The organism is Amycolatopsis rubida, from assembly GCF_900115345.1.
GTDB classification, from domain to species: Bacteria; Actinomycetota; Actinomycetes; order Mycobacteriales; family Pseudonocardiaceae; genus Amycolatopsis; species Amycolatopsis rubida.
Map to the genome: position 1 here is coordinate 221,599 of NZ_FOWC01000010.1, position 22,413 is coordinate 244,011.

The 22,413-nt window shown below is 70.4% G+C and carries 21 protein-coding genes; 10 read left to right on the forward strand and 11 right to left on the reverse strand.

Annotation, left to right across the window (positions count from 1 at the left end; translation table 11 throughout):
* Positions 1-38: 38 nt before the first annotated feature.
* From BM362_RS32360 to BM362_RS32375, 4 genes are all read left to right on the forward strand, one after another.
* Entirely contained in the window at positions 39-629 is a 591-nt protein-coding gene (locus tag BM362_RS32360) for a hypothetical protein (protein WP_093575755.1), read from the forward strand.
* Complete coding sequence (locus BM362_RS32365) at positions 626-1,681, forward strand: C40 family peptidase (RefSeq protein ID WP_093575756.1); 1,056 nt, start codon at positions 626-628, stop codon at positions 1,679-1,681. Before BM362_RS32360 ends, BM362_RS32365 begins: the two co-directional genes overlap by 4 nt.
* A gap of 79 nt (positions 1,682-1,760) precedes the next feature.
* A complete protein-coding gene (locus BM362_RS32370; RefSeq protein WP_093575757.1) occupies positions 1,761-2,498 on the forward strand; it encodes a hypothetical protein in 738 nt (245 codons plus the stop codon).
* 240 nt (positions 2,499-2,738) lie between these two features.
* A complete protein-coding gene (locus BM362_RS32375; protein WP_143132563.1) occupies positions 2,739-3,965 on the forward strand; it encodes a hypothetical protein in 1,227 nt (408 codons plus the stop codon).
* A gap of 78 nt (positions 3,966-4,043) precedes the next feature.
* Here the strand turns inward: BM362_RS32375 and BM362_RS32380 are convergent, their stop codons facing one another.
* The 5 genes from BM362_RS32380 to BM362_RS32400 form a co-directional block, all read right to left on the reverse strand.
* Positions 4,044-5,015, reverse strand: coding sequence for a hypothetical protein (locus tag BM362_RS32380; RefSeq protein ID WP_093575759.1), 972 nt, complete (start codon positions 5,013-5,015; stop codon positions 4,044-4,046).
* Between the two features lie 139 nt (positions 5,016-5,154).
* On the reverse strand, positions 5,155-6,399 hold the full coding sequence (locus BM362_RS32385) for a DnaB-like helicase N-terminal domain-containing protein (protein WP_093575760.1): 1,245 nt from the start codon (positions 6,397-6,399) through the stop codon (positions 5,155-5,157).
* Positions 6,396-6,668 carry a hypothetical protein gene (locus tag BM362_RS32390; protein WP_093575761.1) on the reverse strand — a complete coding sequence of 91 codons (273 nt, stop codon included), beginning with the start codon at positions 6,666-6,668 and terminating at the stop codon, positions 6,396-6,398. The genes BM362_RS32385 and BM362_RS32390 overlap by 4 nt, the downstream gene beginning before the upstream one ends.
* 65 nt (positions 6,669-6,733) lie before the next feature.
* Positions 6,734-8,467, reverse strand: a complete 1,734-nt coding sequence (locus tag BM362_RS32395) for a DnaB-like helicase N-terminal domain-containing protein (RefSeq protein WP_093575762.1) — start codon at positions 8,465-8,467, stop codon at positions 6,734-6,736.
* Between the two features lie 70 nt (positions 8,468-8,537).
* Positions 8,538-10,181 carry a hypothetical protein gene (locus BM362_RS32400; RefSeq protein WP_093575763.1) on the reverse strand — a complete coding sequence of 548 codons (1,644 nt, stop codon included), beginning with the start codon at positions 10,179-10,181 and terminating at the stop codon, positions 8,538-8,540.
* A 301-nt stretch (positions 10,182-10,482) separates the two neighbouring features.
* Between BM362_RS32400 and BM362_RS32405 the strand changes: the two genes are divergently transcribed.
* Positions 10,483-11,109 (forward strand): hypothetical protein, encoded by a 627-nt coding sequence (locus BM362_RS32405; protein WP_143132564.1) that lies wholly within the window; start codon positions 10,483-10,485, stop codon positions 11,107-11,109.
* A gap of 543 nt (positions 11,110-11,652) precedes the next feature.
* On the opposite strand, the gene BM362_RS32410 is transcribed toward BM362_RS32405, so the two are convergent.
* Positions 11,653-13,263 carry a relaxase/mobilization nuclease domain-containing protein gene (locus BM362_RS32410; RefSeq protein WP_093575765.1) on the reverse strand — a complete coding sequence of 537 codons (1,611 nt, stop codon included), beginning with the start codon at positions 13,261-13,263 and terminating at the stop codon, positions 11,653-11,655.
* Positions 13,264-13,268: 5 nt separating this feature from the next.
* Entirely contained in the window at positions 13,269-13,721 is a 453-nt protein-coding gene (locus tag BM362_RS32415) for a MobC domain-containing protein (protein ID WP_093575766.1), read from the reverse strand.
* A gap of 377 nt (positions 13,722-14,098) precedes the next feature.
* On the opposite strand from BM362_RS32415, the gene BM362_RS49470 reads away from it, so the two are divergent.
* The 5 genes from BM362_RS49470 to BM362_RS32435 are packed head-to-tail and all read left to right on the forward strand — an operon-like array spanning position 14,099 to position 16,971.
* On the forward strand, positions 14,099-14,554 hold the full coding sequence (locus tag BM362_RS49470) for a site-specific integrase (protein ID WP_244287361.1): 456 nt from the start codon (positions 14,099-14,101) through the stop codon (positions 14,552-14,554).
* Complete coding sequence (locus tag BM362_RS49475; protein ID WP_244287362.1) at positions 14,488-15,219, forward strand: tyrosine-type recombinase/integrase; 732 nt, start codon at positions 14,488-14,490, stop codon at positions 15,217-15,219. Before BM362_RS49470 ends, BM362_RS49475 begins: the two co-directional genes overlap by 67 nt.
* Entirely contained in the window at positions 15,216-15,548 is a 333-nt protein-coding gene (locus BM362_RS32425; RefSeq protein ID WP_093575767.1) for a helix-turn-helix domain-containing protein, read from the forward strand. The genes BM362_RS49475 and BM362_RS32425 overlap by 4 nt, the downstream gene beginning before the upstream one ends.
* A gap of 50 nt (positions 15,549-15,598) precedes the next feature.
* On the forward strand, positions 15,599-16,411 hold the full coding sequence (locus BM362_RS32430) for a hypothetical protein (RefSeq protein ID WP_093575768.1): 813 nt from the start codon (positions 15,599-15,601) through the stop codon (positions 16,409-16,411).
* Positions 16,408-16,971 (forward strand): hypothetical protein, encoded by a 564-nt coding sequence (locus tag BM362_RS32435; protein ID WP_143132565.1) that lies wholly within the window; start codon positions 16,408-16,410, stop codon positions 16,969-16,971. The genes BM362_RS32430 and BM362_RS32435 overlap by 4 nt, the downstream gene beginning before the upstream one ends.
* 474 nt (positions 16,972-17,445) lie before the next feature.
* Here the strand turns inward: BM362_RS32435 and BM362_RS32445 are convergent, their stop codons facing one another.
* The 4 genes from BM362_RS32445 to BM362_RS32465 all read right to left on the reverse strand — a co-directional run bounded on the left by BM362_RS32445 (position 17,446) and on the right by BM362_RS32465 (position 22,356).
* Positions 17,446-17,847: a hypothetical protein gene (locus BM362_RS32445; protein ID WP_093575771.1), complete on the reverse strand. Its 402-nt coding sequence runs from the start codon at positions 17,845-17,847 to the stop codon at positions 17,446-17,448.
* 1,002 nt (positions 17,848-18,849) lie between these two features.
* On the reverse strand, positions 18,850-19,341 hold the full coding sequence (locus BM362_RS32450; RefSeq protein WP_143132566.1) for a hypothetical protein: 492 nt from the start codon (positions 19,339-19,341) through the stop codon (positions 18,850-18,852).
* A 456-nt stretch (positions 19,342-19,797) separates the two neighbouring features.
* Positions 19,798-20,652: a hypothetical protein gene (locus tag BM362_RS32460; RefSeq protein WP_093575774.1), complete on the reverse strand. Its 855-nt coding sequence runs from the start codon at positions 20,650-20,652 to the stop codon at positions 19,798-19,800.
* Between the two features lie 543 nt (positions 20,653-21,195).
* Positions 21,196-22,356, reverse strand: a complete 1,161-nt coding sequence (locus tag BM362_RS32465) for an ASCH domain-containing protein (RefSeq protein ID WP_093575775.1) — start codon at positions 22,354-22,356, stop codon at positions 21,196-21,198.
* Positions 22,357-22,413: the final 57 nt, after the last annotated feature.

Sequence of the window (22,413 nt, forward strand, 5' to 3'; positions counted from 1 at the left end):
GAGGTCTCGATGGGGGTCGAGACCGCCATGGGGGAAACATGGGGGAACCACGCCCTGCTCAGGGCACATCACGACGACGCCTGCCGGTTCGCGCGCGAGCGCTGCTGCTCCTGGCCGCGCCGGCGCTCGCGGCCGGCGCCTGCTCCGGCGCCGCGCCCGCACCGGAGCGCGCCGCACTGCCCGCCACGACCGCGCCGGCCGCCGCGCAGCCCGCCGCGACGGCGGAGGCCCGCCAGGTCTGCGCGCAGTTCGTCGCCGCGGCGCTCTCCGCCGACGCCGCAGCCGATTCCGGCCCCGGGGACGCGCGCAGACGCGCCGCCGACCGGTTCGGCATTCCCGGCCTGGCAGAACAGATCGGCGGCGAAGGCCGCGACAACGGCTGGGCCCTGCTCGCCGCGCACCGGGCACGCGTGCGGGTCAGCACCGAACCGGTCGACGACGACCCGCCGCCGGTCCGCGACGACCAAACGGGAGCCGGGGTCACCGCGTCCCGGGTCGCGGTCGGCGACGGCTGGACGCAGAACCTCGACCCCCTGGCCGCGTACTGCTCGCTGCGACGGGTCGCCGGCGCGTGGAAGGTCTCCGGGATCACGTTCTCCGACACCGGCGGACCCGGAGCCGGGGGATGAGCAAGAACACCACCGTCGCCGCGGTGGCGGCAGGCTCGCCGCTGATCGCGATCGTGCTGGTCATCGTGCTGCTCTTCGGCGGAGCCGGAGCCAACAACAGCGAGATCAAGAAAACCGGCGGCATCAGCCTGGACTTCAACCCCGACGCCGTCCCGCCCTGGGCCAGAGACCTGCTCTCCTCGGCGGCCACGACCTGCCCCGACATCACCGCACCGATCCTCGCGGCGCAGATCGAAACGGAAAGCAACTGGAACCCCAACGCGCACAACGCATCCGGTGCCGACGGACTGACCCAGTTCACCCCCGCCACGTGGGCCGCGTGGGGCGTCGACGGCGACGGCGACGGCCGCGCCGATCCCCGCAACCCGGCCGACGCGATCAAGTCGCAAGCCGGATACATGTGCTACCTGGCCAATTTCCTCAAAAGCAACAACGGACTGAACGGCGGCGTGGTCGACCTGGCGCTGGCCGCCTACAACGCCGGACCCGGCAACGTCCTGAAATACAACGGGATCCCGCCGTTCGCCGAAACGCAGAACTACGTATCCAAGATCAACCGACTGGCCGCGTCGAAATACGGACGCCCCCGCGCCGGCGGCGGAGGTGCCGGCTCCGGCGGCGCCGCCGCCGGAGCAGCCGGACCGGTCATCGACGCCGCCCGCTCCCAGATCGGCCTGCCCTACGCCTGGGGCGGCGGAAGCCTCAACGGGCCCAGCGGCGGCCAGGCGCCGGACGTCGGCGTCGTCGGGTTCGACTGCTCGGCTCTCGCGAGGTTCGCCTACTACCAGGGAAGCAATGGCAAGATCACGCTGCCGCGCAGCTCGAAGGAGCAGTACCGGGCGACAAAGGGGCACCCCGTGCCCGTCGACCAGCTGCAGCCCGGCGACCTGCTCTTCTGGGGCCGAACAGCCGGATCCATCCACCACGTCGCGCTCTACATCGGCGGCGGCAAGATGATCGAGGCGCCCGAATCCGGCAAGAAATTGCGCGAGACCCAGGCGCGCACCTCCGCACGCGATTACTTCGGCGCCACCCGCGTCCTCAACCCTTGAGGCTTCGGGACCGGCCAGCCGTGCCGTGCCCGCGCGACGTCAGCCGCGCCGGGCGACAAGGGGAAAGCGAGGCTCGTCGATGCTCGATCCTTATCTGTACTTGAACGTCGACGTGGGAGCGCCCGTCGACACGCGCGCCCTGCTGCGCGAGTGCAGGCGGCTGCTCGGCACCCCGGACGACGTGCCCCCGCTGATCTCACCGTCCGACGACCCTTCGACGCCCGGCAACGTCGTCATCAGCAATCCCGCCTCCTGGAGCTTCCCCGCAAGCCTGGAGCTCGTGTACGGCATCGACGGACCCCTGCAAGAGGCCGCGGGCGAGGACGCGCACACGGGCATCGCCGAGAACCCCGCGAGCACCGGACCGCCTGCGGCGCAAGTGTTCTTCGTCCCCCATCCCGGCTGGCCACACATCTCGCGGACAGGCGCGACCGAGCACGACCTGGGAGCGTGGCTGATCCGCGAGACGGGCCGCTGGCTGGACCGCCGCCAGCTGCCCTGGCAGTGGGGAGCCTGGGGATCCGGCGGCGACGGCGTGCGCGTCAATGCCGCCGGACCGGCGGAGCTGGGGGCGTTGGGAAACGCCTCGGAAGGCGCGCTGTCCCCTGAGGACATCGACGAGGTCAACCGGTGGCTCCCCGGATGGCGGCGCGTTTGGCCGGGCCCGCAGAAGCCGGGGGAATCCCTGCTGCAGGAGTGGAAAGCACCCCCGCCGAGGGTCTCGGGCGGGGCGGGGAGGCCCTCGCCCGCGCGTCCCGGCGGCGCCGGAGCACGCCACAGCGCCGCGAATCCTCCGCGCCTGGGACGCCGCCGATGACCTCCGCCGCCTGGGCCCGGCGACATCAGGACACCGTCCCGTTCCGGCGCGAGGACGCGCCGCAGGCACGGCGAAACACCGTGCAGCGCAGCGGCCGCGCGGAACAGAAGACACGGGCCGCTCCGCTCGACAGCGTCGTCGATCGATCCGACGGCCCCGGTCCGACACAGCTGCGCAGAGCCCGACGACCGCGCACGCGCATCCCCGGCCTGACCGCTCCGCCTATTCAAGGAGGCCATGATGGAGCAACATCCTGCAGATTCGCCCCGCCCGCAGATCGGCGGGCGCACCGAGACAATCCTCTGGCCGGAAGGCTGGTCGCCCGCACAGGAGGGCGAATGGCTGTTCTACAACGGAGCGGAACACCCCGACGGCGAGATCGCGGTCGAGGCCTACGGGCGCTTCGATCACCCGCGCCGCCCGTCCGTTCCCGAATGGACCGCGTGGTTCACCTACGACACGGGAGAAAACACCGTTCAGCACAACCCCGTCACGATCACGGGCCCGGACGACGCGGACCACGAATTCTGGCCGGACTCCATCGCTGACCTTCAAGAACTCCTCCGGCACGTCGGACGCTACGGCCATGCCCAGCCGGCGTCCGGCGGCTGGGAAGTCACGCCCGCGGTCACCGAGGCCGCGGCGCACGCCGCCGCTTCCGAGGACAGTTTCCGGCACGTCGTGCTCCGAAACGGCGAGAACGACTCCTGGACGTTCATCGCCACCGGCACGCCGGTGCCGCTCGCCGGGCAGCCCTCCCCGCAGCAGGGCCTTCGCCAGGACGACCAGACACAGGAAATGGCAACGGCGGGCACGGAAAAGATGTGGCTGCTGTACGTGGCGAAGTACGACGTCGGGTCACAGCACTCCGAACTCCTGCCCGACACCATCCGGCTTCTGGAATCCTCCCGTGACGAGATCAGTTTCGAGCACCTCCAGGAAACACGTCAGCGGAGCGGACTCGGACATGACGTGCACACCGTGGCGCTAGACGTTCCGGCCGGGGCGAGCCACGCCGACTTGGCCGAACATCTCACCCGCTATCTCACGGAGCAGCCGAAGTTCAATTTCTGGGACGAAGTCATCGGCGACGACATCGTCGTGGGCGGCGTCGTCTACGACGGCGATGTCTACGAACTCGACGGGGAGGGCGGCGTGCGCGAACAGGGCTCCGACGCGGATCCGGAATATCCCGATCCGATGGACGACCCGGAAAACGTCGAGCGGCTCGGAGCCTTGTTGAGCGGCGTCGACGCCCCGAACCACGAGGAACAGCCCGAAGCCTCCCGCGATTCCGGCGAGAATCCGAAAGACGACAGCCCCGCGTCGGCCCCGGAACGGCAAGAACCGAGCGTGCCGTCGCGCAAGGACGACGGGCCGGCCGCGTCCCGTTCGCGGCCGCCGGGAACGGCCGGGGCGCGCCACGGATCCGCCGCCGACCCGAGCCGCCGCGCGCGCGGCCGGTGAGAAGGGCGCAAGGGCAAGGCATTCGCGGCGCGTCGTCGTTGCGTGCTCGCCCGCAGAGACGCGTGCTCCGGAGACGGTTCACGGGGCCGCCGAGGCGGAGCACAGCACCGAGTCGGCGGGCATCGCGGTGCCCGCGGCCTGGCCGAGGATCATGCAACGGAGGTCCGCGTCGGACTGCATCACCGGCGTTCTCCCGCCGAAGAGAAGCGCGCCGACGGCCACCACGAACATCCGGATCACCGCGTCGCTGCCTTTCTTGGTGACGGGCGACTGGTACAGCAGGTACCGCGCGGTCTGCCACTGCCGGAGCTGATCGTCGTGGCGCCGGGCGAACAGAGCGGCGAGCTGGTCGAGAGCGGCGGCGAGGATCCGGGCGCTGTCCTGGTGATCGGCGGTCACCGCGTAGAGCAGCTCCCCGCCGACCTCGACCTGGCCGGTGTCCTCGCCCCGGGCCCGGACACGGGCCAGCAATCGGTCGGCGACGCGCCGGGCGGCGGCCCCGCGCACGAGCCGGTTGCCGTTCACCCGCCGGCCCCCCGGCAGCGTCACGACGTTGACCAGAACGTCGCGGCCGCGCTGGCCCTCGGCGTCGAACCGCGCGAGCGCGGCCTCCCCGTACGCCTCCATGATCGTGCTGGCCGGGCTCGGCCGGCCGCCGTCGAAGGTGCGGGTGCGGGGGTTCCAGGCCGATCCGGTGCGGAGACGTCCGACGCGACCGATCCGGTCGAAGTTCACGCCGCCCGCGCGGATGGGCAGGCGGAACCGTTCGGGGTCGTGGCGCAGGCCGTGCCCCGGCCGCCCGGCGGAGGTCAGTGCTTTTTCGTAGCGCCACCGCACCAGGGCGGCGTAGGCGCCGCGCAGCAGTTCCACCCGACCGGCGTGGTCGCGGGCTCCCGGCAAGTGCTCGGCGAGGAGGAGGCGCGCGGCTTCGGCGGCGGAGGCCTGCGCCTGCGCGAAGCCGCGGACGCGGCGCTGCTCGGCGGGGTCGGCGGTGCGCAGGGCCAAGGCCGGAGTGGGGAACGAGGCTGCGGTGATCGAGTAGGCTTCCACGACTCACAGCGTCGCGACGAAACCCGTTGCGCAGCAGGGGTTTCCCGTGCCCGAAGGACTCGGGAGACAGGAAACACCGCGCCTGGTCCCGGCCCGGTGAGCGCCCGGCGGCCGCGCAGCCGTGGCCGCCGGGCGGGCGTTATCGCGAGCGTCCCCGCGACGAGGGGCCGGGCCCGGGAGCGGGATGGTTGCGGACCGGGGGAGGCCCGTCGAGAGTGCGCGAGATCGCGGACCGTCCTTCCGGGACGGCGCCGGCGAGTCGCTCGGCGTTCATGCGCAGAGCCGCCGAGACGGTGTCCACGGTCTGGCGGACCTCGTGCAGCGGCCGTTTGCGGTCCCGTGCCGCGGCCTGCATGGCATCGCTGGCCTGGTGTGCGTGGTGGTGGAGCGCGGCGTGGACCACAGTGGACACGGTGCTCTCGCTGACCGGTGCGGACTTGCGGGCCAGATCCATGAGTTCGTCGGGCGGAAGGCCCTGCCCGTGGTCCTCGGCATAGATCTCGCCTTCCCAGGCCACGGTGACCGGGTCGACCGGCACCGAAGGGGAAGCTGTGGCGAGAGCGCGGATCGCCCGCCAGGTGGCGGCGTTCGCGGGCGATCCGGTCAAGTCTTCCGGCATGAACCGCGCGATCAGATCCGGCCGCTTGCCCGCCAGCACGGAGCCGATCAACCGCTTTTCGGCCCGGTCGACCAGCAAGGGCGACGGCGGGACGGCGGGGGCGAAGGAGGCCGGGTCCTCCGCGACCGGGATGCCCGCGCCGGGCCCGCGAATGCCGCTGCTCAGCGCGCGATCGTGGTCCTGGATCGCGCGCAGGTCACCGGAGATCCGGCCGCTGCCGCCGACCGACCGGGTTCGGACCGCCCACTGCTCGATCTGGCGGCGTGCGGAACTCTCCAGCACTCGCTCGGCGTAATGCGCGTGGTGCGGAGTCGTGCTCGGCGGCGCGGCCAGGTACAGCTCGGTCATCAAGCGGGACTGCCGTGCCGTGCCGGCGCCGGGCCTGTCGGCGAGGACGTCCCGCACCGCGAGGACGTTGTGGATGACGGCGTTGCGCGTCGCCGGCGAGAAGTCGTTGCCGACCAAGTCTTTCTCGGGCATCGACTGCAGCTCGCCTCGGCCGTGCAGTTCCTGTATCGCCGAGTAGACCGACCCCAGCTCGGGATCCGCGAAATCGAGCGGCCGCAGCCATCCCTGCACGTCGGCCAGCCGAGCCGGACGGTGCAGCAAGGCGCCGAGCACCGCCGTTTCGGCGAGCCGGGTCGCGTCGCCGGGCGACGACGCTCGCGCGCCGTGACCGGCGCCGACGGCCCCCGGTGCCGGCGCGTGGCCGACGTCGGCCGGCGGGCCGGCGAGTCCGGCCACCCGAGGGGCCGGGACGGTCATCGTCCCGCGCGGGCATCCGCGTCGGCGACGGCCCGGTCGGCCAGCGCGAACCTGCCGCGGGGGTCTTCGACGTCGTCGAATATCGCGGCAAGGGACTCCACCGCCGGGGTGTAATCCGCCTTGCCGACTTCGAGCACGTACCAGCGATCTCGGAACTTGACCGCGTCCGGCACCACGCCTCCCAGCGACCGGGAGAACCGGCGCGCCTCCCCGGCGTCGACATACGCCTGCATTTGCGCGGGCGCGATGTCGCTGAGCAGTTCCCCCATGACGAACTCCTTGGCTGCTTTCCCTGTGGTGGACACGACCGCTGGCCGAGCGAAGCCGGACGCGGTCATCGAGCGACGCCCCGCCGACCGAGCTGCTCGACCGCCTTCTGCCGCTGCTGGCTCACGGTGTCTGCCCGTTTCGCCAGCTTGGACACCTCTCCCTGCGCATAGTCGAGCAGAGCCTGCGGGTCGATCGCCCGGTTCCGGGCCAATGCCTGGACGGTGTTCCGCGCTGTCTGCGACTGGCGTTTCAGGCTGGCGTCGAAGACCGTCCGCAACGACCTCTCGATCTTGGATTCGCTCTTGTTCGGCGCGGTGTTGAATATCTTGGTCAGCTCCGTGTCCGACAGCACCGGCAAGCGCGGCTGGCCGGGGACGGGGCGCAGCTCCTCGAAGACCGACACGTAGTTGACCGGTTGCCCCTTCTCCTGGACCCGCTGGATCGCCGCCCAGGTGTTGGCGTGCTCGGGGGAGGAGAAGTCCTCCGGCGTGAGGCCGAGGTCCAGACCGGCGCCCGAGTGCAGGGCGAGGTGGATCAAGTGGCGTTCGGCCCGGCGGACCAGCGGCGCGCCCAGCGCCCGCAACCCCGACGGCTGATACGGCTGCGTCGCGAGCTCCACGGCCCTGTCCAGGTCCCGGTAGGACTCGCCGGACGGTCCGGTGCGCTCGACCGCGCGGGCGAGTCGTTCGGCGAGCTTCTCCAGCGAGGCTGTCACCGTAGCCAGGTTGGACAGCATGTCCTCGGCCGTGCCCGTGCGGCGGCGGAAGAACGACGGCCGGATCAGCGGCGATGGGCGGACCATCTGGACGCCCAGGCTCTCGACGTGCCGGCGGACCGAGTCCTCGAGGACCATGCGGCCCAGCCGCATCTGCGCGCCCTCGTCGTAGACGCCGCGGTAGGCCACGGTGTCCGCGGGCGCGGCGGCATTGACCTGCCCGACGACTTCGGCGAGGTTCGGGATCACGGCGCCGGTGAACCGCTGGTCGTGCAGAGCTTCGCGCAGCGCGACGTAGTTTTCCTGGGCCGCCTGCATGCGCTCCCCGGCGCCCTCGATGGCGTTCACCTCCTGAAGACCGTTGGTGTGGGCCAGGCCCCGGATCGTGGTGTAGAGCGCCCGCAGGGACGATTCGGAGAAATCTCTGGGGCCGAGGAACTTCTCGATGTCGTCGATCGCGTTCGGCGCGTGGACCAGGCTGCCGAGCAGCGCATGCTGGGGCAGCAGGTTCGGGTTGTACGTGTAGAGCGTCGGCTCGTCCTCCTCCGGCTCCGCCGCACCGGAGGTCTGAGGAGGATCCGCGTCCGCAGCGGGTTCGGGCGCGGCCTCGGCTCCGTCGTTGGCGCGACGGCGGTCGAGCGCGTCGCTCAACGGCCGCTCCGGCCGTTCCTCCGGCCTCGCCCCTGCGGCCTCGGCGGTTCCCGGCCGGTTGCTGTCGCGGATCCGGGTGCGGTCGACGCCGCCCGCCTCGGCGGCCGGTCGAACCTCCGACGGCCCGTCGGCGTTCGGCTCGACGGCGGTTTCAGAGCGAGCGGCGTCCGCAGCAGGTTCGGGCGCGGCCTCGGCTCCGCCGTTGGCGCGACGGCGATCGAGCGCGTCGCTCAACGGCCTCCCCGGCCGTTCCTCCGCCTTCGCCCCGGCGTCGGGATCGGCGGCTTCCGCCGGCTGAGGCTCCGCTGGTGCGGGCTGCGCCGGGGCGGCTGTTCCGGCGCGGTTGCCCGCGAGGTACCGGTCGCTGATGCGACGGCCCGCCCCGTTGATGCGTTCCCTTTCGGCAACGCCTTCGGTCGTGGTGCCAGCCACGGTCGTCCCCCTGCCTTCGTGGTGTAGGGCAGATCGCGTGCTGCGCCCCCGCGCGGCACGCTCGCCCGGTTCAGCGCGTGCGCGGCCGCGTGGCCGTCGTCGTCACGGTGCGGTGCACGGTCGCCGTGCGTGCCGCGGCGGCCTTCCCGGCGGCGTTCTCGGCGGCGGCGGCGTTGTGCTCGCCGGCCGCGGTCGCCTGGCCTTCGGCGTGTTCGTCGATCGCCGGTGTCGCCGGGTCGTCGGGTGTGGCCATCTCGGCCTCGGCGCGGCCGGCGTCCTTGTCCGCGCGTCCGCGCCATGCCGCGGCTTCGGGGATGCCGTCGGGATACCGTTCGGCGACCCGTTCCTGGATCCGCTCGTCGTGGGGGAATTTCTCCGCGATCATCGCGTCGATCTCGGGATGGCCGTGCCCGAACATCGTCAGCGCGAACCGGCGGTCGTTCGCCTTGTCCGGGTCCCATTTCCTGACGGTTTCGGCGAGTTCGGCGGTCGTGTCCGCGTCGAGTTCCCGCGCGGCCATGACCTCGGCCGCCGATTCCCCGGTCACCGCGGCGGCGACGGGGGATTCCCCGCGCCTGCGGGCTTCGGCGCGGGCCGCCTCTTTGCTGCGCCGGACCAGCGACGGGAACTTCCGTTCGAGTTCGCGGTCCACGGTCTGGCCCCAGCGCGTGTACTCGGCTTTCGCCATGAACCGGTGCTCGGTGCTGTCCGGGTCCAGGCCGCGCGCCCAGCGCAGCGCGTCGGCGGGGGAGCTTCCCCGTCCCGGCCGCGGCGCCGTCGTGGCCACCACCTCGCCGTCGACGACCATGCCGCCGCCGGGCGGAGCCCCCCGCCCTGGCTCCCGTTCCGCGCCGGGCGCGCGGACGGTGTCCTCGTAGCGCGGCAGCTCCCGGGCCTGGTTGAGGACGCTGTAGGCCGCCCGGGAGGGCCATTTGACCTCGCGCCAGCTGCTCAGCGCGCGGCCGATGATCGTGGCCAGCCGGTCGGGGTCGGCGCCGACGCGGGTGACTTCCTCGTTGGCCAGGGCGTGCAGTTCCTGCCAGGCGGCGAAGTCCGGGTGCATCGGATCGCGCTCGTCGGTCAGCCGGGTGCCGAGCGTCCCGGGCACGTTGCGGTGCAGCGCGTCGGCCCAGGCGTCCTCGCCGAGCGCGAGCGGGCGGGCCCTGCCCCCCATCCTCGGTCCGGCACCGGGGCCTTGTTCGGTCCACTCGTGCTCGTCGGTGAAATGGCCGGGAGCGTGCGCGGCGAGGTTGTGGATCCGCGTGAGGTCGGCCGGGGTCGGGTTCTCCCGCAGCCACTTGGCCAGGTCGGCGGCGTCCTCGGCGTCGCGGCACACGACGAACAGCGACGCGCTGGGCGCCCCGGAATTGGTGTAGGTGTGGGCCTCGACGCCCCAGCCGGTGCCTTCGTCGTCCATCTTCGCCCACCACACGGCGGACGGCTCGCCCTCGAACTGGGTGGCCAGGTCGGCGGGAACCCGGCGCAGCCAGGCTTCCTGCTCGTCGTCGCTCATCAGCCGCAACGGCGGCACCTGGCGGACGAGGTGTTCCAGGTCGGACTGCTCGGCGTCGCCGCGGGCCATGCGGCCCGCGCGTTCGCGGCTGGCCGCCAGCCGCTGGCTGAGCAGCTGGCTGAACTGGTTGAGCGTGAACGCCCACTGCTGCAGCTCATGGCCGTCCGGCAGCACTTTCGGCGGCGATAGCGGCTCGCTCATCCGGTGTTCCCCCCGTGGTGTGCGATGGCGAACCCGCCTCGTGTCCCCACACGAGATGCGCGCGTTCCGCGACCGCGGTCTCTCCTATCCCCGGCCCACCGGCCGGCACCTCAGGTGTGCGACGGACGCCGAGCGGGCCAAGATCCTCTACCTGACACGCCAGCTAAGACACAGAGTAACCATATTCCGTTGCATTCGGGAACCCCTCGATGAAACTGCAGGTAGAGCAATTCTTTGTGATCAACGCACAGCCCACGCCGCGTGACTGCACGTGATCGATGGCGGCAACGAGGGGAAACAGATGACCGACGACGACTACTGGAGCCAGTGGTCTCCGGCAGCGCATGACCGGTACGAACAGATCATGGCCTGCATGGAGCCGGTGACCGGGTGGCCGGGGCGGTACCGGCTCACCGGCGACGCCCCGGTGCCGCGGTGGCTCAGGGACGTCACCGCCGGCCTGCTTCTTCCTCCGGAGGCTCCGACCCTCCAGTTCGCGCGGGTCTGGGACCGCGTGGACTGGCCGGCGCTGCTGGCCGAGCACGGCGACGACCTGATCGTCGCCGGAACGGTGGGGGCGGGCGGGCCGCACTGGACGGGCGTGCTGCAGGCCTGGCGCCTCCTCGAGAACGCCGGGCACGCACCGCAACTGGACGTCGACCTCGAAGTCGGCCTGACCGGTGCCGGACTGGAGCTGACCCACGGCGGAATCAGCACCGGCTCCAACACGTTGCCGAACGACGAGACCGCGGCCGCAGTCGCCGAGGCGCTGCAGGTGGACTGCGACGTCGACTGGCCGTCGACCTCGCTGCGAATCGAATACGACGGCACCCCGACCCCCGTGGCGCCGTTCCAGGCAGCCCACAGCAACTCCGACACCCTCTGGATATGGGCCGGCCTCGGGCCGGACGACGTGCCGCCCAGCTGACTTCGCCCTGCCCCGAACGCGGTGGCGGCACGTTCCCGGGCATCAGGGCGAGATCGTGTGCGGCAGAAATGGCCGGGTCCCGGGGTATTCGACCCTGGCCCCGGCGGCATCGAACGACCGAAACGAGGCGACCGATGGAGAACTTCAACCGGTTCGGGGGTGCGCCAGCCCGGCGCGGACCTCGCGGCCGCTTTCGCAGCAGCCCAGGCGGAAGCCCTGCGGCCCGGGAGACCGGCCCGCGCTCGTGACGACGCCGGATCAGCTGCCCCCGTGCGACCCCGACAGCAATGGGCTGAATTTCCGACGGTCGCGACGTCACCCCGGACACGAGCCAGGTGACCGCGAATCGCCGCCTGATCGAGTGGACGTCCTCGCCCGTGGCGGACCGGACGCGGGAGTTGTCCCTGGCGCAACTGCAGACTCTGCGCGCGACGGGGGCCGCACCGTCCTGATCGCGCCGCTCGGCGACGATCATCGAAGGTGGCCGTCGGTCGGGCGCCTCTTCACGAGCGCCGTGGTCGCCGACGTCGCGCCCCTGCCCAGCTAGCGCGGCGGCCGGGCACCGGGGTGATGCCGACGCGCCGGCCGGACCGGGCGGGCTGCCGCCGTGCGTTCGGTCCTGCGCCGCGCCCTGGTCGCGGAGCGGGCGCCTGCGTAGTTCGCCGCGGCGCGGTCCACCGGCAGCGCGGCCACGGCCCTCTGCGCGGCGGCGGCATGGTGAGGGCGTCCCGCCTGCTGCTGCCACGCGCGGATCTCGGCGATCAGACCGGCCAGTGCAAGGATCAGCGCGGCGAGCGCCAGCTTTTCCTGACCGCGGCCGCTGATGCCGCCGACCGCCGCGATCCGGCGCGACGCGGCGCGCAGCTCGCGCCCCGACAGGCCGTGGTCGCGGGCGAGGATCCGGCCCGGGATCCTGGAGGCGCGGTCGTACTGGTCGAACGCCGTCGTCATCGGGCCGCGGTCGCGGTACTCGGTCCCCAACGCCAGCGCGCCGAGGACCTCCGCTGTGGCGTGCGCGATTCCGGCGGGGTCCTCGCCGCCGGAACGGATCCGTTCCGCAGCGTCGTTCACGACCTCGGCAGCCTCGTCGAGTACGTCCAGGCGCGCGGGGGCGGTGCACCTGCCGTCGGCGGTGCGCTCGACCGGTTCCGCGGCCGGTGCGCTCGCCCACCGCTGCATCAGTTTGGGCCAGGTCAGGTCCCTGCCCAGCTTCCCGCCGGAGAACGGCACCGGCTCGCCTTCGGCGTTGCGGTCGTCCGCGAGGGCGTAGGCGCAACCGCGGATCGTGCCGTCCGCTGCGTACGAGGGGCGCCACACCACCTGGAATTCGCGCAGCCGCGCGAAGAAGTCCTCCGGGCCGCTGGCCGCGGCTGCGGCCTGCGCTACCAGCCGGCGCAGTTCGCTGCGCGCCGGTTCGGCGCGGCCGTGCCGGTCGGCCTTGCCGATCTCCTGCCGGGTCGGCCGCCGCGTCGCCGTCCAGTCGGCTTCCGGGGTCGGGACAAGGCCGAGTTCGCGTTCGAGTTCACGGCAGGCTTTCCGCAGCCGGTACCAGTCGTTTCGCGGATAGAACCGGCGCAGTGACCCGCCCTTGTCCGTGACCAGGGTCGCCATGAGGTGAATGTGGTCGTCGGCGTGCCGCACGGCGACCCAGCGGCATCCGGACTGGTGGATCCCGGTGGCCTCCATCAGGCGCTGCGCGATGCGTTCCCACTGCTCGTCGCTCAGGCTCGGGTCGTCGGGGTGCAGGCGCACCGGGCAGTGCCACACGTACCCGGGCTTGAGCACGACGGCCTCGGCCTTCGGATCCCAGCGGTAGTACTTCACCCACTCCGGCGCGTGCGCCGGCGGCCGCTTCTTGCCTGAGGCGCGCAGCCACTGCGTCCATTCCTCGGCACCGGGAAGGTCGTCCGGCGAGGCCGCCGGGTTGTCGAGGGGCAACCCGAACTCCTTCGGCAGCTCCGACATCGACCCAATCAACGCTCGCAGATCGAAATCGAACTCGCCGGGACCCGCTTTCGGCGGCTGGTGCAGGCCGGGGGAGCCGTCCCAGGACGCGACGATGCGCGGGTTCCGGTGCTCCTCGTGCGCGCCCGGGCCCATCAAATACGCGATCAGGCCCGCCGGTCGCCACCCGGACAGGGCTTTCCCGATCACGGTCCCTACCTCAACGCGTGACGCAGCCCGGCGAGCAGGCCGCGGGCCTCGACCACCCGGAGCCGGACTCGTTCCAGGATCGCCAGGGCCTGTTCGCGCACGGTCTCGACCTCGTGGGTGGAGTTCGCGTGTTTGGCGACATCGTTGAGGTTCCCGCCGATCTTGGCCAGTTGGTTGCTCAGGTCCGTGACCGCGACGTAAAGCTTGCTCAACACGCCGCGGTCGAGAACGACGCCGCTGACCCGCATTCGGGCCGCGTCCAGCGCGGCGAGCGACGCCCACGACCCCGGCTTCCTCCCGTCCAGCGCGGCGGCCTGCTCGATGATCGACCACTCGACGTCGTTGTAGGCGAGCGAGGTCCGCGGCCGGCGCGGGCCGTCGTGCGAGTGTCCGCGCGTCCTCGCCGGTTCCGCCGAGACTTCTCCTGCGGCGGAGACGCCTGTTTCGTTGTGCTGCATGCGTTCGTTCCCCCATGCGGCCCGCCGGCCTGAGGCACCCCCTGCGCCTCACCGCTGGTCCGCAAGGACCAGCGTGCCAGGTCGCGGCAGCGACCTGGGGAAAACCGTATAGGTTTTCCATATCTTGCTCTGCGTGACGCCTATTGCAGGAGATGCGAATTCGAGCAGGTCTGCATCTCCCAAAAAGAGCAAGGACGAGAACCGGCTCGTGTCCAGGCAGAACGTTCCCCAGCGAAGCAGAAGGACGGCGCGGCGACCACGCGACGCGACGCTTCCCGAGGGTCACCTCTTCGGGCGAATGACCTGCGTCGATGCACCCGGACTCGCATCTGATGCGGAATTCTCCCGTTCGATGGAGACGAGAAAGGTGGTCGTTCGTGGAGTCCGCGTCACCGCCGCCAGGAGCAGCAGCGCTGCACTTGGCCGATGGGATCGCGCTGCTGAAGCCGGACGAGCAGGTGCTCGACGGGATGCTGCGCGGCTGGGGAAACCAGCAGCTCGCGCGCAACCTCGCGGTCGGGACGATCGAGGGACGAGCGAGCGCAGTGCGCGCGTTCGTCGCCTTCACCAACACGTTTCCCTGGCAGTGGAGTGCGCAGCTGGTCGACGAGTGGCTCGGCGACTTGCGGTCCGTTCGAGGGCTGCGGCGGTCGACGCTGCGGAACTACCAGACAGCGGTCCGGTTGTTCTGCGACTTCCTGACGACCCGAATTACGGCTGGGCCGCCGAATGCGAACGGCGGTTCGGCACCCATCCGGTGCAGGTGGTGCACGAGTGGAACACCGCGGTGCACGTCCAGGACGCCGAGGGCGATCCGCGCAGGCGGGCGCTGACGCTGGACGAACTGGAGGCGTTCTTCGACGCCGCCGATAACCGGGTCGCGCGGATCCGCAAGCTCGGCCGCAAGGGCTGGCTTCCGGCCTATCGGGACGCGGTGTTGTTCAAGGTCGCCTACGGATACGGGCTGCGGCGCAACGAAGCCCGCATGCTCGACACGCCCGACTTCGGACGCAACCCGCACGCCCCGGAGTTCGGCGGTCGCGGGGTCTGCAACGTGCGCTTCGGCAAGGCGATGAAGGGATCTCCGCCGAAACGACGGACCGTCCTGACCGTCTGGGAATGGACACCCGAAGTGCTCGCGGAGTGGACGGAAGAGGTCCGCCCGCTGCTCGCCAGCCCCGGAAACGACGCCCTGTGGCCTTCCGAACGGGCCGCGCGCGTCGGCCTGGCGCAGATCGACGCGCGGTTCGCCGCGGTCCGCGACGAACTCGGCCTGGACGACGCAGTGGACTTCCATACGCTGCGCCGTTCCTACATCACCCACCTCATCGAGGACGGCTGGGACCCGCTGTTCGTCCAGCAGCAGGCAGGCCACGAACACGCCTCCACCACCGCCATCTACACCTGCGTGTCCTCCGATTTCCGGACCCGGACTCTGCGCCAGGCACTGGACAAGACGATGAAAACGGCACTCGCGGCCGGGGAAGGAAAACGATGAGGCGCCAGGTCGGCTACCAGTGGAAGCTGCGGGAAGTGATGGCACTGCGCGGCCTGTTCACCACTACCCAGCTCAGCCCGCTGCTGGCCGAGCGAGGCATCGAACTGTCCGCTTCCCAGGTGCACCGGCTGGTCACCGGCACCCCGGAACGCCTCTCACTGCAACTGCTCGCCGCGCTCTGCGACATCCTGGAAACCACGCCGTCCGAGCTGATCCCCGTCACCGCGGCCAACGCGCAGCAGCGCAAGACCGCCGGATCCGGCATCGCGGCCGCGCCCGACGAGCCGAACCTGCGCCCCAAGCGCGTCCGGCTGCGACCGGCCCCGTGACGTCCGCGCTTCGCTGCGTGCGTTGCCGACGGCTGCGCGCCTACCCCGGGATGCTCCTCGAAGGCCCGATCTGCAACCCCTGCTTCGACGCTGCCGTCCGCATCTTCGGAACCTGTCCGGGGTGTGGCGTCGAGCGGCTCCTGCCCGGCCTAACCGCCGGCACTGCGGTCTGCCGGGACTGCGCGGGCATCGCCCGCAGCTTCACCTGCCGTCGCTGCGGAACCGAAGCCCGCCTCTACTACCGGAAAGTCTGCGTCCGATGTCGCCTGGACGACCTCGCCGCCGAACGGCTCGACGACGGCACTGGCACCATTCGGCCAGAACTCCGGCCCCTCGTGCCGGTGCTCGCCCGCAGCTTCAAAAGCACCCCAGAAGGCCGGTTGGACTGGCTCAAACGACCGGAAACCCGTGCGCTCCTGCACGCGCTCGCGACCGGCAAAGTGGGCCTGAGCCACGCCGCCCTCGACGAACTGCCGGCCACGGCTCTGGTCGACACCACGCGCGATCTTCTCGTTGCGGCCGGGTGTCTGCCTCCCATCGATCGCACGCTGCATCGGTTCGAGCGCTGGCTGACCACGCGGCTCACCCAGCTGCAGGACCATCCTTACGAGCGGGTCCTGCGCCAATTCGGCACCTGGCACCACCTCGCGAAAATGCGCACCAAAGCCGCGCAACAGCCGCTGACGACCAACGCTCAGACCTACGCGAGCATGGAATCAAGCGCGCCATCGACTTCTGCACCTGGCTCGCCGACGAAGAAATCCCCCTCGGCCGCGTTCCGCAAGCCGCGCTCGACCGCTACTACCAGCGGCTCACGGCCGCGCACCGACAGGCGCTCTGCGGGTTCCTCAACTGGGCGATGACCACGAAACGGATGCCTCGGCTCGCCTTCGCGCGACCTCGTTACAAGGTCGGCGAAGCCCTCACCCAAGACGCCCGGTTGGCGCTGCTTCGCGACCTGCGCCACGCCGACGACAAGCCCCTCAGCGACCGGGTCGCGGGCTGCTTGCTGCTCCTCTACGCCCAGCCGATTCCCCGGATCCTCGCCCTGGAGACCAGCGACGTCATCCATGACGGGGACGACGTCCTGCTGCGCCTCGGCGAACCGCCATCACCCGTGCCTGAGCCCTTCGCGTCCCTGCTGCTCCAGCACGTCACCGACCGAACCGCCACCGGCGGAGATCAATGGCTGTTCACCGGGCGCCGCCCCGGCCGCGCGCTGAACTACAAGAGCATGCGGGACCACCTCCGAGCCCTCGGGATCCCGCTTCGCCTCGCCCGCGTCGGCGCCGCGCGCGACCTCGTCCTGGACATCCCGGCACCGGTCATGGCGGCCGCGCTCGGCTTCCACCACACCACCGCCAACCGGCAATTCCGCAACGTCGGCGGCACCTGGAACCGCTACGTCGCCACCCGAACCTGAACGCCCGGCCAGGAACACTGGGGCTCGCCCGAACTTTCAACGGAACGGCCATGGAATACATGGTGATCGAATACGCGAGCCTGCCAGTAGCGGAAGTGCTTGTGTTCACGCTCGCTGAAGCCTCGTAGCTGGGAACCAAAGACTTTCGTGCAGCCACAACGTGAGGCGCGTTGGGTTCCGTTCGAACTGGCGCAAGCAGTGCGGAATCGATGCCGCCGACCCGGCAGGCAAGTTCAGTTCTTGGGCGAAGGGGCCGCATCCTCGATCGGTTTTGAGCGGAGCTCCAGGGCGATTTCTGAGTAGGCGATCGCGGTCCGGACGCTCGGTCCAAACGTGACCGCGAGGTGCAGCGGGTCGGCGTCGACGGCGACCGGCTTCCGTGAGAACGCGGTCCGCCGGGTAACCCCGGCGGACCGCTCTCCTTCACAGCCCGTCATAGCCAGGCGATCGTGGCCGCGAGGCACCAGACGACGATCAGGAACCGCGAACGGATGTCGACTCGCGCTTGCTCAGGAAGCCGACCAGGTGCCTGCGGGGGTCCAGCGACTCGTCAACTTTGAAACCCCAGATTTCCGCGCCATCCCTTACTAGGTAGTCGTATAGCCACACACGATGAACGACTTCGGTTCCCCTTTCCAGGTCGATAGGCCACCCATCGACAACGATGGCGGGGACGTCACTAATCGCGAAATATGGCCTGCCGACCGTCGGTGTCAGGTCGTCATCGGCGCCGAGTTCGCGAAGGTCGGTGGTCACCAGGCGGGCGGGGTAGACCCCAGCTCCAAGTTGTCGTGCCTGCCAACAGTCGTTGTCTTCGGGGTCTTCCCAGTACATGACCCCGGGTTGTTCGATCACGACGTCGAACAGGGGGTTCATTGTCACGGTTACTCCTCAGGTTTGCGGGCCGAGCCATCCTTCGATCGGGATCTCTCGGCTCGTGGATGCTCGGTCGGGGATCACTCTGGAGCGGCTTTGGGAGCGATGCTCGGCGTGCGTCTTCCGACGACCAGCTCCTTCGCGGGCGCCGACCGGACGGGCTCGGACGCACGTTCGACATCCGCGCGGCTCGGCGCACTTGGCAGCTTGCGCTGCGTGATTCGGCGGAGCTAGCGGTGCAGTGTGCTCGTGGGAAGGCTCCGCGTTCAGACGAACGCGGAGCCTCGTGCTGGGTGACGTCGGCGCGGGAGCCGGCGGGGCAGCCCTTCCTCACCTCTTTCAGCGCCCGAACCAGCACGGCTTCGATCTCGTCGAGCGTGCCGTGCAATCCAGAGTAGCCGCCGGACCTACCCTCGAAGGTCAAAACATACGGGTCGTCAACGGGCTCCCACCTCTCCAGTTCTTCATCCGCCCTTGCCGTCGTGTACAGCTCCGGCGGCCCACAAGTCAGCACGCTCTTGGCTGCCTCGCTGCTCACGCTCAAGCCCATTAGGTCCTCCTTTGGTCTTCGATGACGCCGGATCTCCAGGCCATCATCCCTTTTCCCTGGCACAAAAAATCATATCTGATATACCCCCCTGGGGTAGCAGGATTACTGACTCAATCGATGTTGAATACGCGAACTGGTAGAGCGAGCCTGCCAGTAGCGGAACCGGCTGTGTCGTGACCATGCCAGCGAGAGACGGGTGTCCGGCTCTAAAACCGCACCGACCAGGATGCCGCCCCGCCCTCGGCCCGACCGGCCTGGCTGCAGCCCCGCAACCGGCACAAGACGCGGGAATGCCCCCGGCAGTGCGCTGCACTGCCGGGGGCGTTCTTTCGGACCGGGCTCGTCGCGGGCGAGGGTGGGCGGCGCTGCTGGCCCCGACGTGCGCTGCGGCCGCGAACAGACCCCGCGGTCAGGCGACCGCGGGGTCTGGCGCTGTGCTCGGCGGCGGGCCGCTAGTCGTCCCGCAAGGTGATATTGAGGTGGTCGGCGAGGTCGTCAGTGAGGTACTTCGGGCTGTACTCCTCGGGAGTGACGTGACGGTCGAGGATGTTGCGGGCGTTCCGGTAGACCCTGTCGCCGCCGTTCCAGAGGGCAGCGAGTTCGCGCGCCGGATCGGCGGCCCTCGCTGCGGAGATGCGCGCCTCGGTCCGGAGCCACGTCTGAATCGCCCTCTCCAGAGCTGGCTTCTGCCGCCCGCAGCACTGCCGATCACGGGCGTCCCGCACTTCTTCCAGCGCATGCGCCAGTACCGCTTCGATCGAGCCGAGCGTCCCGTGCAATCCGAAATAGTCGTCGTCGGACCCGCCGCTGATTTTCAGCACGTACGGGTGTTCTGTCGGCTCCCAGTCCCGCAGTCGCTCGTCCGCCTCCGCCGCCGTGAACACCTTCGGCGGTCTGCTGGACACCAGACCGCTCGCGTCCTCGGACATTACCCTCGCGCCCATTTAGGTCCCTTCTCCTGGTAGTCGATTTCCGCCGGATCTCCAGGGCACCGGCCCGGGCCCCTGGCTTGATGGAACATCCTGTGCGCGTGGTCCAAGTCCCGGGCGGCCATCCGGGCGTAGCCCGGGGACCGCAGGAACCCTAGGCGCACTTCGCGCACGCCGTCGCGGCGGTGGATGGGCTCGATGAGGGCAGCCATGATCTCTCCGATCATCGGGATTTCGCATTGGGGCAGGTGTCGAATTCACCGGGCTTGGTCACCGGTTCCCGACAAGCCAATAATACGCTGCGCAAGCATCGGAACCGCCGAATTGACGACGATTGATCGAATGCAGAACAGATGTTTCCGGCTGTCTGTCCTGGCGGACCCCGTGAACCGGAGCGGGAAAGCCCCGCCCGCCGGGGAGGTGGCGGGCGGGGCTATCTGCGACGTCGTGGTAGTCCGCTGCGCGGCCCCATCACCCGTGACGCTTGCGGACCCTGCTCGATGCGATGCGTCCTCGCCGCACTCCGCTACCGGAGCCCCGCTTGGCGTCCTTGAGGAATTCGCGCACTGGCGGAAGCGCCGAGTCGTTGGCCGGAGGGCGGGGGGCTGCGTGCCCGCTGCGGCCCCCGCCCTCGGTCGTCAAGTTGCGGGTCTTGTACGGGCGGTACCACTCCAGCCACGCGCGCGCCGCAGGAAGTTGAGTTCTGCTCCACAGGCGCTTGGTTCGTCGGCGGCCCTCGGCCTTCGGAGGGTCCACAACGGGTCGGGGGAACGGCACGGGCTGCGTGGGGCTGTCGTACCAGCCTTGCACGGACGGCTTGGTGACTCCCAGTTCGGCGGCCAGCTGCGTGATCGTGAGCATGTCCGCCTCGTCGGTCTCATCGTGTTCCCCGGACGGCGACGATGCGTCTGGGGGGTCCGGGTTCGCGCCGATGGCGGTGAGGAAGTCGTCGAGCACGGCAAGGTGGGCGGAGAGGCGACCGGCTGTGCGGTTCTCCCCCTGGTTGCCGGAGTCGCGCCGCATTTGGTCCCGGGCGTAGGCCGCGACTTCGCGGATGGAGTCCAGCACCGGGTCCATCGTCATGGGACTGTCGGCGACCGGCTTGCGGCTGATGTTCTCCGGTTTGGGTCCGCGTTTGATCAGCTTGCGATTCTCGTTCCACCTCTCGAACTCGGGCCAGCGATCGGCACGCCACATCGGTTGGGGCGCTGGTTTGTCCGGGCGTGGCAGCGGTGCCTCCGACTCGGGGCCATACCGCTTAAGCCAGTTGCTGACGGCCGAGGGGGTCACGTTGAAACGCTTCGCCAAGGTCGTGACCGTCAGCATGGGGACGTTGTTGGAAGAGGGCGACACAGGTCCTCCCGGCCGTGTGGGGATTCGTTGGATTGCCGCAGTCTCAGGAAATTCCCTCGCCGAACCACAGCAACTGAACCATACCCCCGGTAGGTATTTATAGAGTGGTTTGAGCTGCCGCTTTCTTCTTTATGCGCAAATACATTCCGGTCGCGCCCCCAGAGGTGCGACGCGAGAACGCAATCGCCGCGTTCTCCGAGATCGCCGACCGTTTGGCAGCCGGGGGGGGAACACGGCAATGGCCGGCCTGCGGGGGCCTGGCCCTCCGGTTGAGCGGAACTGTTCGTAGTCGACTCGCAGGCCGCGTCGGCGATGGCCGCGGCGGCCGCCTGGCGGACAAGTTCATCAGCTCGGGCGGGAAGGGCCTCGTTCGCCCGGCCCGGGTCCGAGGGGTAACGGGGAGCCTCGGCTGCTCCTTCGTCGACCAGCGCGGGCCGTCCGTTCCTTTCCGAGACCGTGTGGGATCGTCCCGGCCTCCGCGACGACGGTGCGTTGCGGAGGCCGGGACGGGGCGGGTCAGGTGCGCGGGCCGTTCGGGGTCAAGAGCGCCACGGAGCAGACGTCGATCGGCGCTTCTGAGCTCCTGGTCGCGCCGACCAGGTGGCGGGGGTCTGCGTCCATCGCGCGCTTCGCCGCCTCGAACCGGTCGGTTGCGCGCACGACGACCTCGGTGCGCTGCTCGTCGGCGCACAGCAGGGTCACCCGGTAGTTGTCTCCCTCGTGGTAGGCGTGCAGTCGTTCGCGCACGGCGGCGATCTCGGCCGCGCTGTCGGCGTCGCCGGTGTTCCGCAGCTCGTTGTCGAGAGCTGTGCGCACCCAGTCCAGGTGCGTGACGAAGCTGGCCCCCGGCCCGCCTCCGGCGTCCACTCGCGCCGCCTGTTCGGCATGCCGCGCCACCCGTGTCGCTGCCTCGCGCCACGCGGCTCGGCCGTGCGGCCGGGGGCGGCTGTCGGCTTCGTCGGTCAGCAGTCCGGCAACGGCGGCGAGGTGACCGGCCACTGAGGACTCCGGGACCTCGGCGGCCGCCCGGTCGCTCGGGTTCGCCGGTCGCGTCAGCCCGCCGCGTGTCCAGGCTTCGGCGACGACGGCGTGGGCGACCGCGAGCGGGACCTTGCGGTACATCCCCAGCATTCCGGGACCGGCGAGCGGCGCGTGGAACACGCGGGGGTTCTCGAATTCCCAGTGGTAGGAGCCGGGCTCGCCCCAGGGACGGCAGCAGCCGTTGTCGTGGTGGACGCCGACCAGGTCCATCACGCCGAGGTAGCCGGTCGGCGCGTCCCGGGGGACCGCCGGAACCCGCATCTCGGCGGCGATGTCGCGGCCGCGGTCGTCCCACTTGCGACCGGAGTGGATCACGACGGGCCCGCGCCACGAGGTCGCCCGGGTCCGGTTCTCCACCGGCTTTCCCCGCTCCAGCAGGGACGTCCCCCACGGTTGCCGCGTGGACATCACCCGCAGGCCGAACAGCTCCACGGTGGTGAACTGGTATTCCTGCGGATCCTCGTCCTGGTAGCAGCAGAGGCAGCTGGCCGTGAGCCGGTAGCCGTGCGGGCACTCGGCCGCGCGTGCGGCGTCATGGCCGGCGCCGGAGATCCAGTACTGCGGGTGGGCGAATAGGTCGCCGACGCTCGGCGGCGGCAGCTGATCGTGCGGACGGGACGCGGTCACGGCGTTCATCGGAGGTCGATTCCTTTCTCTGGAGCAATCGTCAGCCCGGTCTCGATCCCGGGGATA